General features: G+C 47.2%; 11 protein-coding genes. 6 read left to right on the top strand and 5 right to left on the bottom strand.

The features are described 5' to 3' along the window. The first annotated feature begins 58 nt into the window (after window positions 1–58). Together rimO and MKS89_RS08245 are read left to right on the top strand one after the other, a co-directional pair. Window positions 59–1,468, top strand: coding sequence for a 30S ribosomal protein S12 methylthiotransferase RimO (rimO, locus tag MKS89_RS08240; RefSeq protein ID WP_072957646.1), 1,410 nt, complete (start codon window positions 59–61; stop codon window positions 1,466–1,468). Window positions 1,469–1,670: 202 nt separating this feature from the next. After that, on the top strand, window positions 1,671–2,555 hold the full coding sequence (locus MKS89_RS08245) for an EamA family transporter (protein WP_072957643.1): 885 nt from the start codon (window positions 1,671–1,673) through the stop codon (window positions 2,553–2,555). Window positions 2,556–2,617: 62 nt separating this feature from the next. On the opposite strand, the gene MKS89_RS08250 is transcribed toward MKS89_RS08245, so the two are convergent. Next, window positions 2,618–3,148: a 3'-5' exonuclease gene (locus MKS89_RS08250; protein ID WP_072957641.1), complete on the bottom strand. Its 531-nt coding sequence runs from the start codon at window positions 3,146–3,148 to the stop codon at window positions 2,618–2,620. 208 nt (window positions 3,149–3,356) lie between these two features. Between MKS89_RS08250 and MKS89_RS08255 the strand changes: the two genes are divergently transcribed. The 3 genes from MKS89_RS08255 to MKS89_RS08265 are packed head-to-tail and all read left to right on the top strand — an operon-like array spanning window position 3,357 to window position 8,640. After that, window positions 3,357–3,977 carry a DUF2760 domain-containing protein gene (locus tag MKS89_RS08255; protein ID WP_072957638.1) on the top strand — a complete coding sequence of 207 codons (621 nt, stop codon included), beginning with the start codon at window positions 3,357–3,359 and terminating at the stop codon, window positions 3,975–3,977. Next, the gene (locus MKS89_RS08260) at window positions 3,977–5,836 is read left to right on the top strand and encodes an Hsp70 family protein (RefSeq protein WP_072957635.1); all 1,860 of its coding nucleotides are present in this window, start codon (window positions 3,977–3,979) and stop codon (window positions 5,834–5,836) included. The genes MKS89_RS08255 and MKS89_RS08260 overlap by 1 nt, the downstream gene beginning before the upstream one ends. Window positions 5,837–5,838: 2 nt before the next feature. Then, window positions 5,839–8,640, top strand: coding sequence for an Hsp70 family protein (locus tag MKS89_RS08265; RefSeq protein ID WP_072957632.1), 2,802 nt, complete (start codon window positions 5,839–5,841; stop codon window positions 8,638–8,640). A 132-nt stretch (window positions 8,641–8,772) separates the two neighbouring features. Here MKS89_RS08265 and MKS89_RS08270 read toward each other — a convergent pair whose 3' ends face one another. The 3 genes from MKS89_RS08270 to queE form a co-directional block, all read right to left on the bottom strand. Beyond that, on the bottom strand, window positions 8,773–9,438 hold the full coding sequence (locus MKS89_RS08270; RefSeq protein WP_072957630.1) for a CARDB domain-containing protein: 666 nt from the start codon (window positions 9,436–9,438) through the stop codon (window positions 8,773–8,775). Window positions 9,439–10,795: 1,357 nt separating this feature from the next. Continuing rightward, a complete protein-coding gene (queC, locus tag MKS89_RS08275) occupies window positions 10,796–11,497 on the bottom strand; it encodes a 7-cyano-7-deazaguanine synthase QueC (RefSeq protein ID WP_072957628.1) in 702 nt (233 codons plus the stop codon). A gap of 9 nt (window positions 11,498–11,506) precedes the next feature. Further along, on the bottom strand, window positions 11,507–12,175 hold the full coding sequence (queE, locus tag MKS89_RS08280) for a 7-carboxy-7-deazaguanine synthase QueE (RefSeq protein WP_072957982.1): 669 nt from the start codon (window positions 12,173–12,175) through the stop codon (window positions 11,507–11,509). Window positions 12,176–12,566: 391 nt separating this feature from the next. On the opposite strand from queE, the gene yidA reads away from it, so the two are divergent. Beyond that, window positions 12,567–13,373, top strand: a complete 807-nt coding sequence (yidA, locus tag MKS89_RS08285; protein WP_072957626.1) for a sugar-phosphatase — start codon at window positions 12,567–12,569, stop codon at window positions 13,371–13,373. Window positions 13,374–13,508: 135 nt separating this feature from the next. On the opposite strand, the gene MKS89_RS08290 is transcribed toward yidA, so the two are convergent. Next, a complete protein-coding gene (locus MKS89_RS08290) occupies window positions 13,509–13,979 on the bottom strand; it encodes a GNAT family N-acetyltransferase (RefSeq protein WP_072957623.1) in 471 nt (156 codons plus the stop codon). Window positions 13,980–14,033: the final 54 nt, after the last annotated feature.

A 14,033-nucleotide genomic window follows, 5' to 3' on the forward strand; every position in this document is an offset into this window, starting at 1 on the left:
ATCACTGTGTGACAGCGGTGACCATTGATAACATACGATTAGGTAGCAAAATAAAGCAATGACAGTCCATACTTATACGCCAAATCAAACCACGACTCTGGATACAGCACAAAAAACACTGGCCCAGCAAGAATCAATGAACAATGCGGTGACAGGTAACAGAATCGGATTTGTCTCTCTGGGATGCCCGAAAAATCTGGTCGATTCGGAGCGAATTCTGACGCAATTACGCACGGAAGGATACGATATCGTCAGCCAGTATCAGCATGCGGATTTAGTCATCGTCAACACTTGTGGTTTTATCGACAGCGCCGTTCAGGAGTCTCTCGATGCGATCGGGGAAGCGCTGCATGAAAATGGCAAAGTCATCGTGACCGGATGCCTCGGGGCACGCGAAGATGAGATCCGAGAAGTTCACCCGAATGTCTTAGGTATTACCGGGCCTCACGCTTACGAGAATGTACTTGAGCATGTTCATCAGTTTGTACCTCGTCCGGCACACAATCCATATACCAGTCTCGTCCCGGATCATGGTGTCAAACTGACACCGAAACACTACGCTTACCTGAAAATATCGGAAGGCTGTAACCATCGCTGCACCTTCTGCATCATTCCTTCCATGCGCGGTAAATTAGTCAGTCGTCCGGTTGGAGACATCATCGGAGAAGCAGAACGACTGAAAAACGCCGGCGTCAAAGAGCTGCTCGTGATCAGCCAGGATACCAGTGCCTATGGCGTGGATACCAAACACAGTCTCGGTTTCTCAAACGGTACGCCGGTAAGACAAAACCTCAAAGCACTCAGTGAACACCTGAGTCAATTGGGCATTTGGGTCCGACTCCATTATGTTTATCCTTACCCGCATGTTGATGACATTATTCCGTTGATGGCTGAAGGAAAAATCCTACCCTATCTCGACATTCCGTTTCAACATGCCAGCCCGCGCGTATTGAAGATGATGAAACGGCCGGGTCAGGCAGAACGAACGCTGGAGCGTATTCAGCAATGGCGTAACATCTGTCCGCAATTGGTCATTCGTTCTACTTTTATCGTCGGGTTCCCCGGAGAAACAGAAGAAGACTTTCAAATCTTACTGGATTGGCTTCAGGAAGCGCAGCTCGATCGGGTCGGATGTTTTAAATACTCTCCGGTTGAAGGCGCAACAGCCAATGAACTGGCCGAACAGGTTCCGGAATCGGTCAAACAGGATCGCTATGAGCGTTTTATGGCGTTACAACAAGCAATCAGTACCGCAAAACTCCAACAGCGTATCGGCAGCCAGATGCAAGTGCTGATCGATGAAGTGGATCAAGAAGGTGCGATTGGTCGTACTTACGCTGACGCCCCCGAAATCGACGGTGTGGTTTATCTCAATGGCGAAACGGGTGTGAAAGCGGGTGATTTAGTCAATGTCACGATTGAACATGCTGACGAATATGATCTGTGGGGCAGCCTGACAGCGAACTAAAACGCTTTCATCAGATTTAGATATTGCACCAGATTTAGAGCTTTCATCGGGTTCAGATACTGCGGCCAGCATCTGAGCCCTTTTTTCCCTCCGTCAGCATGATGATTACTTCTATCATCATGATTGTTTTTACAAAAGCAGCAACTAAAGCTATGCTGCTTTCTCTTTTCCGCTCTCTTTTTCTAACAAAGGATTCCTTAAGATGTGGATTCTTGTAACACTCTTTGCTGCGGCCTGCCAATCGATCCGGACTGCTTATCAAAAAACACTGTCTCAAGAGCAAGGCTTTTTACACGCCACCATGGCACGTTCACTATACGGTTTACCCATTGTGAGTGTTTATTTATTGATTTGCTGGCATTTCGTCGGGCAAGTCACCTTACCGTCCATCGGGCTATTTTTGGGTTATGCATCCGTTTGTGCCATTGCGCAAGTGCTCGCTACCTATCTGATGCTCCGGGTTTTTCAATCCGGTAGTTTTGCATTAGGTACACTTCTGGCAAAAACAGAAGCGGTGCTTGCTGCCTTGATCGGTATTCCGCTGCTACACAACTCGCTAAACCTGATTGCCTGGAGCGGTATTGCACTGGGTGTCACTGGGACGTTAGTGATGAGTATGCGACTGAGCAATTTACGTTATATGCATAAAGATCTGTCGCTGCTGGCCGGGCTGGGAAGTGGATTCTGTTTTGCCATCACATCAGTGACAGCGTCACTTGCAAGCCATTCACTGCAAGGATCGATTATTACCAGCGCGGGTGTCACCATCTGGTACGTCCTTGCCCTACAATCGGTGCTCTTATGTGGTCTACAAATCTATCGCAGCCGTGATGTCTTAGCGCCAGTGAAACAGTCTTTTCTGCTCAGTACCAAAGTGGGGATTCTCAGTTCACTGGGCTCGATCGGATGGTTCACCGGATTTGCCCTGATAAATCCGGCACTGGTCAAAACACTGGGACAAATCGAGATTCTCGGCACGCTATACTTTTCCAAACGTCGCTTCCATGAACGGATGAGCTTACAACAATGGATCGGTGGCAGCATGATTGTCGGCAGTGTCATATTGGTTGCCATTGCAACGCTGTAAGACAGTAATCGGTAGCAACGCGGTGAGCCGGAACGTTTCTTTCGCGCTGCAAATACACCGAGCTATAACATGGTCAACGCCAGCTTAGCGAGATTATAGGCGTCAATATATCCGGAATGCTGACGCCCTTCCCATGGGATCCCGGCCGATTCTTGAGCCGTCCGGTGTCCGATGCGGCGTTCTTTCATCCGGTGTTGAATCCGGTACAAGGTTGCCAGATTGATAAACTCATGAATCGGCGATTCGATACCTTTCTGTTCACACTCTTGTTGCAAAATCAGATCATCCCTGCCCCATGCCATATAGACTTTCTTGGTTGAACCAAAGTTTTTGATCATCGACTGAATCACCTGTGCCAGAGGTCGCCCTTGTTTCTCCAGTTTACGCGGGGTAATTCCGGTCAGTTCAGCGCAGAATAAAGACACCTCATCCTGTTCCGGCTGAACATAATACTGGGCTCTTTTGACGATCTTACCTTCATCCAGTGCAATTTCAGCCAAACCGATTTCAATAATTTCTCCGGTTGTGCCGACACCGTTTTCATTCCAACAACACATTTCCAGATCGAAGCAGACTACCCGATTGCAGTTCATAACCTATATACCCAGTATTTCGCTCAAACCCGTGATCATAATGAAATAATCGCAAAAAGCGAATCACGGATACAACACCCCGAACAGGATGAACAAATAATCAGCGAACAAGCGCCTGATAACGGCAAATCCAGAGACTTCATACATGGATTTATAGCCTTTTGTGTTAAGATTTGCGCCATTATTTTAATGTAGCAGAGAATTACATATGACCTTCGATCTAAACACAATGCCGACTAGTTTCGACATGCTTCATGCCATTTTAGCCCTGTGTGCCATCGTTTTATTTATTTTAGTCATCAGCCGCCGGGCAAAAGTCGTCGAAAAAATTGTGGAGAAACCCGTCGAAACCGTCGTTGAAAAACCGGTTGAAAAGATTGTCGAAGTGGAAAAAGTCGTTGAAGTCGAAAAAGTCGTGGAGAAAGTCGTCGAATCCAAACTGGCAACAACAGCAACGGACTCTGCCTTACAAATACTCGCTCTGTTCCAGAAAGAAGCCAGACTGATCGATTTTCTCAATGAAGATATTATCCACTATTCCGATGAAGAAGTGGGTGCCGCTGCACGCGTGATCCACAGCGGTGGTAAAAAAGTGCTCGATGACTATCTCTGTCTGCAACCGGTTCGCGATGAAGCAGAAGAAAGCAATATCACGATTGAAGCCGATTTCAACCCGCAAGCCATTCGTCTGACCGGACATGTCACCGGCAATGCACCTTATCAGGGCCTGTTGATTCACAAAGGTTGGCAAGTCACAGCAATCAATCTTCCTCAAATCGCACCAGACTATGATGCATCAATTATTGCGCCGGCAGAGGTGGAACTGTAATGGAACAACATGCGCGTTACTGTGTCGGTATCGATCTCGGAACCACTCATAGTGTGCTGTCTTATGTGGATATGCACGCTGAAACCCCGCAGGTTTCGGTATTATCTATTCCACAAATGACCGCACCGGGGACGGTTGAATCATTACCTCAGTTAGGCTCATTTATCTATCAGCCCCATGAACATGAAATGTCGCCCAGTGCGCGGATCCTCCCTTGGAGTGATGAGCCGCAAGCATTGGTCGGGGCAATCGCCCGTCAGTTGGGCAGTAAAACCCCGATTCGCCTCATCGCCAGTGCCAAATCCTGGCTGTGTCACGGTGGCGTCAATCGCCGTGATGCGTTCTTACCGGCCGGCAGCCCGGATGATGTCAGTAAGCTGTCGCCACTACAGGCCAGCGAACTGTATCTTGAGCACTTGCAAAACGCCTGGAATCATCAGTTTCCTCAGTATCCTTTAGCTGAACAGGATGTCACTATTACGATTCCGGCCTCGTTTGACCCGGCAGCGCGTGACTTCACCGCAGAAGCCGCCAAAAATATCGGCCTCAACCGCCGGACACTGCTGGAAGAACCTCAAGCAGCACTCTATAGCTGGATTGATGCCAATGGCGAGTCATGGCGTGACCGTGTCAACGTCGGTGATGTGGTTCTGGTCGTCGATATCGGTGGCGGCACAACCGACTTATCGCTGGTTGAAGTCAAAGAAAGTGACGGACACTTGGTTCTGGAGCGGGTTGCGGTCGGTGAACATATTCTTCTGGGCGGGGACAATATGGATCTCGCCCTCGCCTATCGTCTGAAAATGAAGCTGGCGCAAAATGGTCAAGAACTGCAAGCGTGGCAAATTCAGGCACTCACCCACGCTTGTCGTGATGCCAAAGAAGCCCTGCTTAATGATGCTGAGCTGGCTGCCGTACCAATTGTTGTGCCGAGCAGAAGCTCGAAACTGTTCGGTTCGACGTTGAAAACCGAACTGACTCAACAAGACGTTCGCCAGACACTGGTTGATGGCTTCTTCCCTCAAGTCGGGATTGATGAACTGCCTCAGCAAAGAGCCCGAGGCGCACTGACGCAAATGGGCCTGCCATATGCACAAGATGCCGGAATCACTCGTCACATTGCAGCATTTTTAACCAAGCAAGCAAGCGCATCCACTGACACGACGGATACCATGATGCCGTTTGGCGGAATTCCCGGTCTGGAAGCGGCCAGTACACCAGCCTTTATCCAACCCAGCGCGATCTTACTCAACGGCGGTGTGCTCAAATCAACGTTACTGACCGAACGTTTGCTGACCACCATCAATCGCTGGCTGACCGACGCCGGGGCCGAACCCGCTCGTACCCTGACTGGCATTCACCTTGATCTGGCGGTGTCTCAGGGCGCTGCATATTACGGTGCGGTTCGTCAGGGAAGTGGTGTCAGAATTCGCGGCGGATTAGCCAGTGCTTATTATGTCGGGATTGAAAGTGCGATGCCGGCAATTCCGGGCATGGCACCACCGCTGGAAGCCATGTGCGTCGCCCCGTTCGGGATGGAAGAAGGCGCTAGTGTCACCATCAACCAGCGGGAATTCGGTTTGGTGATCGGTCAACCGGTTCACTTCCAGTTTTTCGGCTCAACGGTTCGGCGCGATGACTCTGCCGGCACTCATTTGGACACGTGGTCTGGCGATGAACTCCAAGAACTGCCAGAGATTCAAGTGACACTACCCGTCACCGAAGGGCGCAAAAACGGCCAGATTGTTCCGGTCACGCTCGCCGCCCGAGTGACCGAAGTGGGCACGTTGTATCTGGAAGCAATCGCCACCGATAACGGCCAGACATGGCATGTCGAGTTTGATGTACGTGAAGGATAACTATGGCGACACAACATTATTTAGTCGGCATCGATTTGGGCACAACCAATACGGTTGTGGCCTATTGCGAGAACGGCCAGAATCTATCCGAATGTCCGATCCGGCTTTTTGAAATCGACCAACTCATCGGCCCCGGTGAAGTCGCCCGTCGGGCGACACTCCCCTCGTTTCGTTTTCATCCGGCTCAAGGACAACACCACCCGACGGATACCGAGCTCCCTTGGACACATCAGCCGGTCGATGGTGATTTCACACCGGTAATTATCGGGGAATGGGCCAGAGAACTCGGTGCTCAGGTTGAAGGCCGACAGGTCGTCAGTGCCAAAAGCTGGTTGTCGCATCCTTCGGTTGATCGCTACGAAGCAATTTTACCCTGGGCCGGCACGCAAGATGTCGAAAAAGTTTCTCCGCTCATCGCCAGCGCCAGTTATCTCAATCATATCCGTCAGGCATGGAACTATCATCATCCGGCCGCCCCGCTCGAACACCAAGATATTGTGGTTACCGTACCGGCTTCATTTGATGAAAGTGCCCGTAAGCTGACACTGGAAGCGGCGGCACTGGCGGGGATGCTTCATGTCAAACTCCTTGAGGAGCCGCAGGCCGTTTGTTACGACTGGTATAATCGCTTCCAGTCTCAAGCAACCACACAGCTCAAAGATGTATCCGCGATTCTGATTTGCGATGTCGGTGGCGGCACAACCGATCTCAGCCTCATCTCGGCAGCATTAGAACAGGATGCGTTGCAATTGGATCGGGTCGGGGTCGGAGAACATTTAATGCTCGGTGGGGATAACATCGATCTCGCGCTGGCCCATCTTGCCGAGCAACAATTGACTCAGCAGCATAATCAGACTCAAAAGCTCAGTTCATCTCGCCTGAGTAAACTCATTCAGCAAACCCGGAAAACCAAAGAGAGCCTACTTGCGGCGCAATCACCGGAATCAGCCAAAATTACCTTATTGGGCAGTGGTTCAAAACTTTTGGGAGGCACCAAAAGTATCCACCTCGATAAAACGCAGGTTCAGCAGATGGCACTGGATGGATTCTTTCCTCACACCACGCTCGATACCCTGCCGACCCAGCGGAAAGGAGCGGTGCTTGAGTTCGGTCTGCCCTATGCTGCCGATCCCGCAATTACCAAACATATCGCCGCATTTCTAGCGCAGCATCCGACGTTAACCCGAACAACCGATCAACCGTCAGCCCCACTTGGCCTCTTGCTTAATGGTGGCGTTTTCAATAGCGCGCTGATTCAACAGCGGCTGACGCAAGTGTTGTCGGACTGGACCGGACAACCGATCATCTTGCTCGACAATCCTCATCCTGATCTGGCTGTCGCGCTCGGTTCCGTCGGATACCTCAAAGCCTGCCGAGGCGCACAACTGAAAATCGGTGGCGGTGCGGCACGGTCTTACTTTTTACATTTAGAACAGCGTAAACAGAAAACGTCTCAGGCGCTCTGCCTGTTAGCCAAAGGCACCGATGAAGGCCACGAAATCCGCTTGTCGAGCCGTCGTTTTTCTCTCACCCTTGGCGAACCGGTGCGTTTTAACCTGCTGACCTCACGACATGATAGACTCGGTGACGAGTCATCGATTCAAAACGGACAACTGGTCGATGTCGACCCCGACTATTTTTCACCATTACCGCCCTATATTACGTCACTAGAACGGATGTCCGATCAATCACTGGCGGCGAATCAAAAAGACCGGGTTGAAGTGTATCTCTCCACGCAGCTCACACCTGTCGGCACCTTGCAGCTAGAATGTGTTCAGGTCGATAACGAGCAACACCGCTGGCAGTTGGAGTTTGAGGTGCGCCATCAGTCACATCATGAATCCACCGCATCGTCTGATATTCCGGGTCTGGCTCAGGCCTGTGAATTGATTACCGGTTTATACAGTGGCAATAGAAACAGTGATTCTCAGGCCGATCCGCGGATACTGAACAAATCCCTGACTCACTGGCTCGGTGAAAAAGATAGCTGGGATATCATCACCAATCGCCAGTTATTTGATCGATTGGATCAGGGCAAGAAAAGACGCCGACGCTCCGAAGCACACGAAAAAAACTGGCTGCGACTGGCAGGATTCACCTTGCGTCCGGGATTCGGTGATCCGGTCGATAGTTGGCGTATCGAGCAAATTTGGTCGCTCTATCAGCAAGGCATTCAATTTCAGACCCACCAAAGCTGGAGTGACTGGTGGACATTCTGGCGTCGGATTTGCGGCGGCCTCAATCAGGAACAACAAGAAACCATTTTGGCCGATATCGCCAAATACCTCCATCCCGGAGCACATAACAGCAGTAAACAGGCCAAAATAGCCCAAGAAAAGGGGTATGAAGCGATGGTTCGTCTGGCTGCTTCACTGGAGCATCTGGAAACGGAAGATAAGATACTGTTGGCAAACTGGTTCATCAAACGGGCGCTGCGCCAATCTCAATATGCACAAGCGCATTGGTGGGCGGTCGGCCGTCTGGCATCAAGAGTGCTGCTTTATGGCAGCCAACATAAAGTGATTCCGAGAACGCAGCTCAGTCACTGGTTACCGGAATTACTACAACAGGATTGGAAAAAAGAACCGATGATCGGGTTTGCAGCCATGATGATGTGCCGGAAAACCGGAGATCGGCAGATTGATATTGCTGATGCGCTGCGTACGGCTGTCACGGATAAACTCAAACAGAGCAAAGCGCCACAAAGCTGGCTTGCTCTCATTGATGAAATCAGCCAAGTCTCCGAAAGTGACTCCAAACGCATCTTCGGTGATACCCTGCCAAGTGGATTACTTTTACTTTAGCGTTCGCTATCCGCAGCCGATGCGCTGTATCAATTGATGATGGATGGGTGAAAACAGAGTGAAACAAGCCTGAACGGGATGGGTTCCACAAGAAGAAAACCCGGGCGAATAACTTCGCCCGGAATCAATCAACTATTTGGCTGAATGACGTTTCAGTAAATCTTCTACAACTTTGGTATTCTCTTCCTGAACTGTCATACCCTTAATTTCAGGTACACCTGCGCCCATGAAGATATCGCTACTCATTGTGCTGCGATCCATATAATTCACCGGTCCACTGGTGCTCAGTTGCGAAGACTGCTCAGCTTGTGCTTCAGCGACTTCAGCAGCGCTGCTAACAACAGTCAAACGTGCTGCTGCAACGTTATTACTCTCATTCGTCTCTTTTACGACCTGACGATAATCGGCAGATAAGACAATCATGTAATTACCCGCAGGAAGTGATTTAGGAATAGTGAGCGTGAAGCTGTAACGTGCACCTGATGGTAGTGCAATCGGAATCTCACCGAAAAGTCCCAACGGCTGACCATTCGCATCTGCCAGCAAAACGCCTAACGTTGGAGCGGTTCCCGATGTTTGAGGACATCCTGTGGCAACAGTTGTCTCAACAGATACTTTACCACCAGCAACAACGGTTCCCGGAGAAAGGCTTCCTGAAGCAATCAGCCAGTCAGGTGCGGAGCAACTGGCAACAGTAGGTGCATTGTCTACGGCTGCATGTTCTTGTGAAGCCAATGCTGATTGACTACTTAGACCAACTGATGCGATAAGAGCTACAAATAGAGGTGTTAATTTCATAATCTTTTCTTCCGTTTTTATAGGCTATTCAGTTAACATTAATTTCCTTCCAACAACGAAAGCCAAAATATATTTAAATCAGGTTATTCGATGGAAAACAATAACCAACTCAATACATACCCTGCACGCTTGATATTGAGACAATCAGTGCACGGATCCATAACAAATAATTTTAGCTTTCGTTCCCTTGCTATTTTCTATATTTTTATCTATTAAAAAATGATAAAAAAAGCCGATATAGAATAAATAAGCAGGTATATTATGTGCTGGAAATATACACATCACAACACCTAATACTCAACTTATTGCACAAAGACTCAAAGAAGCATTAAAAATGAGAGCATGATCGAATAATATCTGAGACATTGTTTATAATGCTATGAACAGTATCTATCTTATTACTCTATTTAATATTAAAAGTATAATATCTTCTGATGTAACTCACCGAATATAAAAATTTTATTTGAACGACATTATTTAATAGCACCGATAAAAGTAGGTTCCCCTTTCCGAGTTCATCAGGACTGATGCAGCTTATAGAATCAAATATCAGATACATCATGCATGTCTTCATGTTGTTCATTAAGCCCTCTGATGTTGTCAGTCATTAGCTTTGGAAGCCTATAAGCATTCGACTCTATCACCAGTGCAGCCAGTCACATCACGATCAGCCACTCAATTTTTGGTAGCGCGAAAGTACGGCTCAGTACATGATGACTGGAATGTAAAAATAAAAGACCGGAGAACTTATTTTAGATAATAAAATATCAAGTTGAAATAAATGAAAACAGAAATAAACTCAATTTTTATTCTGTTAAATAATTATAAATTTTATTGAACAATATTTTAATTTATCTGCATTCTAGTTAAGAATCAACATATCGACTAACTAAAAATAGCATTGATAATTTTAACACCAATAAACACTGGAACATAATGAATACTTAATACATCACGTTAAATATCAATGTTAATTCATCTCACCAAATAAGACTAATATACGAAATTTAATTTTATCCTTTGACTATCCACTGATAAATTATTATGACATTTATCATTCAATGTGATTGATACACTGCAAAATAAACCAACCTATTCCAATTCAATTTACATATCAATCACTGACCCTATGAAATAAATATTATCTTTAATTATCAATTTTAATTGGCGATGCAATTAAATTGTTTCAGAATATGAAAAAAGAGTATTGGATAAAATTCTCAAGTGGGACAAATATATCATTCAAGAAATAGAAAACCACCTTTCAGGTGAACATCAATCCTGAAAGATGGGTTAACTGAGGGAATTCGCGACTGCACCTCAATGGCATTCATCAATGTCTGGCTAAGATGCAGTATTATGAGTGCGCTTGAGTGGCTCGCTTATCCAAATAGGCTTGTTGGACGGCCTCTCGGTTGTGCAAATATTCATCCAACCCTGCTTTTCTTAAGTGACAGGAAGGACACTCACCGCAACCATCACCAATCACACCGTTATAGCATGTGAGCGTCTGGTTTCGGACTAACGCTAATGCGTCATAATGGTCGGCCATTGCCCATGTTTCAGCTTTATTCAGCCACATCAACGGGGTGACAATGTGCATCTTTCGATCCATCCCTTGAACCAGCGCACGATTCATGGTTTGAATAAATTCATTCCGACAATCCGGGTATCCTGAAAAGTCTGTTTCACAGACACCGGTAATCACGGACTCAGCACCGATCTGATACGCATAAATGCCCGCGAGTGTCAGGAATAAGATATTGCGGCCGGGCACAAATGAATTGGGTAATCCATTGTCCTGTAATTCATGAGAGACCGGAATATCGTCACGTGTCAGTGAACTGATCGCTAATTCATTCAGCAAGCCGACATCCATCACTTTATGGGCTTTCACGCCCAATTGCGTTGCTAATTGACGAGCAGTCTCAATCTCAAGCCGATGCCGCTGTCCGTAATCAAACGTAATCGCATGAACTTCATCATAAGTTTGCAGCGCTTCAACAAGGCAAGTGGTCGAATCTTGTCCGCCACTAAAGACAACAACAGCTTTTTTCATAACAATTCCTCAGGCAATAGACAGGTATTTATGAGTCTGAATCGATAGACGCCAATTGCGTTCGATACACACCTCAATACATAACTCAGTCGCTCGTGGTTTCTGGCTAATCGGTTGTAAAGCAATGATTGTATCATCGGTAACCGGCGTCTGGTGTAGTAAATGATCGAGCTGCTCAATATCCTTACGAGTCCCGACAGGATGCTTAATTTCATTGGCTCGTCGCAATGCACTTTCCAGCACCGGTAAGCGACCTTTCATTGCTATTTTTGGTGACACTGTCACCCATGTCTGTACTGAAGCTTGAACGTCAGCCGTGCCACTGGTTTCAATCTGACAACGACACCCGATCGCTTCAAAAGCTTCGGTTAACACGGTCAAATCATAAAGACACGGTTCTCCACCTGTAATCACAATATGTTTCGCGGTATAACCTTGGCGATGATAACAGTCGATGATCGCTTCTGCGCTCATTTGGCACCAAAGAGAACTATCCTGAGTTTTCACGATGATATCGTCAACAGACCGCAGATCTTGCGGCTCGGTAAACCAAGTATGCTTCGTGTCACACCAAGAACACCCGACCGGACACCCCTGTAATCGGACAAAAACAGCAGGCGCGCCCGTAAAGACACCCTCACCCTGGATAGTTTGAAAGATTTCATTGACTTTATAGATACTCAAAATGAATCCTAATTCAGCGGTCATATTATGCGAGTCGCAGACCTTAATAGAAGCTTGTCAGAAGGTCAAATCAAACCCATGTCGTATTAACATAAAAATCAATGTGACAATCTACAATTATAATAAAATTCAATAAGATACAACTTTCCCCGATTTCTCCGCTCACATATGGAGCGCCGCATTGAAACCATCAGACAGGCGATTTCAAGCACATCCGGCATCGGCGTTTTATCGCGATAAAACAACATCATGACACTGGATGTTATGCTTGTATTTGTGCTGAAACTCCCTCATATTGGTGCGTCTTGGGCAGTTATCCCACGGATAAATCTCATGCCACGTTTTATTTTTAGTCCCACATTTCTGAAGTTACCGGTGATAAATCATGTATAAACTGATCGGAATCGACATGGATGGCACGTTGCTAAACAGTCAAAAACAAATTTCGCCCCGCACTCAGGCTGCCATACAGGCGGCAAAGGATAAGGGCGTCCAAATTGTTTTATCCTCTGGTCGCCCCATAGAAGGACTGCGGGCCTATCTCGACCAGTTAGGGTTGAACAGCGAGCACGATTATGCCGTTCATTACAACGGCGCTTTTGTCGAGAATGTGCTGACGGGTGAAATCATCCGTCAACAAGTTGTCAGTGCTGCCGATGTCAAGATGATTGGTCGAACAGCTCGAGCACTCAACGTCAATACCCATGCTTTCAGCCAAATACTGGGACTCATCACCCCCAAAAGCTCGAAATACACACAATTGGAAGCGCAAATCAATCATATCGATATCCATGAAATCGATTTTGAGACACTGGATGACGATCATCCCATGATAAAAGCGATGATTGTTGATGAACCGGAAAAGCTTACTCAGGCCTATCAAAACTTGCCTGCGGCAGTCGTCGAAAAATTTACGATTGTCCAGAGCGCCCCACATTTTCTTGAATTTCTGAACCCGCAAAGTAATAAGGGATTAGGGATTCAAGCCGTGGCCGAACGGTTGGGTATTCCGGCGGAAGCGGTCATGTGTATCGGTGATGCAGAAAATGATCATCACATGCTCGAATATGCAGGGTTAGGGATTGCGATGGCAAATGCGATGCCACAAACCAAAGCGATTGCCGACTACATTACCGCAAGTAATGATGAAGACGGCGTCGCACAAGCCATTGAAAAATTTATACTGGTGTAACAGACGTCTATCCTTTACTTTGGCATCGGCACCAGATCAACAGCAACGGTGAATCAATAGACGCTCGAATCCTGCATTCAGAGCGTCATCGCAACTGAGAAGCGCTAAGAGTCGTTGAATCTCTCTGGCGCTTTTTTATTGAATTCCCTTTCTTAAGCAATGGATATGATGGCGAAAGCCGAGTCGCTGATAGAGTTTGACGGCAGACTGATTAAAATCCCAGACTTCAACAAAGACTTGTTGTACACCATAGTCTTCGAATTCTCTTTCTATACGCTGTAAAAGCTGACTACCAATACCCTGCCCGCGATAGGGCGGAAGCACGTAGAATTCATCAATACTACCCATAAATACTGGCTGGCTGACGGAAGAAACCAAATCAGCAAAATGACCGGAAACAAAACCGATACAACGATGATCGCAAAGCGCAACAAACACCAGCCCTTCAGGGGATTCTAAATAATCAGCAATTCGCTTCTCTTGCATCACCGCTTCTGCCGACTTAAAGTGCTGCGGACAAGCCAAGTGATGCTCATTGTGTAATTCATACATCATCTGTTCAAGAACGGGGAGATCCGAAGATTTCGCCAACCGAATATTAACCATAGCCGTCTCAGGTACAAGATAGGAATATGGCTAGTTTATACCCGACGCTCTCTC

The organism is Vibrio gazogenes (assembly GCF_023920225.1).
GTDB classification, from domain to species: Bacteria; Pseudomonadota; Gammaproteobacteria; order Enterobacterales; family Vibrionaceae; genus Vibrio; species Vibrio gazogenes.

Coding starts and splice junctions, on each gene's coding strand:
- rimO (WP_072957646.1), top strand. CDS start 59: ATGACAGTCCATACTTATACGCCAAATCAAACCACGACTCTGGATACA.
- MKS89_RS08245 (WP_072957643.1), top strand. CDS start 1,671: ATGTGGATTCTTGTAACACTCTTTGCTGCGGCCTGCCAATCGATCCGG.
- MKS89_RS08250 (WP_072957641.1), bottom strand. CDS start 3,148: ATGAACTGCAATCGGGTAGTCTGCTTCGATCTGGAAATGTGTTGTTGG.
- MKS89_RS08255 (WP_072957638.1), top strand. CDS start 3,357: ATGACCTTCGATCTAAACACAATGCCGACTAGTTTCGACATGCTTCAT.
- MKS89_RS08260 (WP_072957635.1), top strand. CDS start 3,977: ATGGAACAACATGCGCGTTACTGTGTCGGTATCGATCTCGGAACCACT.
- MKS89_RS08265 (WP_072957632.1), top strand. CDS start 5,839: ATGGCGACACAACATTATTTAGTCGGCATCGATTTGGGCACAACCAAT.
- MKS89_RS08270 (WP_072957630.1), bottom strand. CDS start 9,438: ATGAAATTAACACCTCTATTTGTAGCTCTTATCGCATCAGTTGGTCTA.
- queC (WP_072957628.1), bottom strand. CDS start 11,497: ATGAAAAAAGCTGTTGTTGTCTTTAGTGGCGGACAAGATTCGACCACT.
- yidA (WP_072957626.1), top strand. CDS start 12,567: ATGTATAAACTGATCGGAATCGACATGGATGGCACGTTGCTAAACAGT.
- MKS89_RS08290 (WP_072957623.1), bottom strand. CDS start 13,979: ATGGTTAATATTCGGTTGGCGAAATCTTCGGATCTCCCCGTTCTTGAA.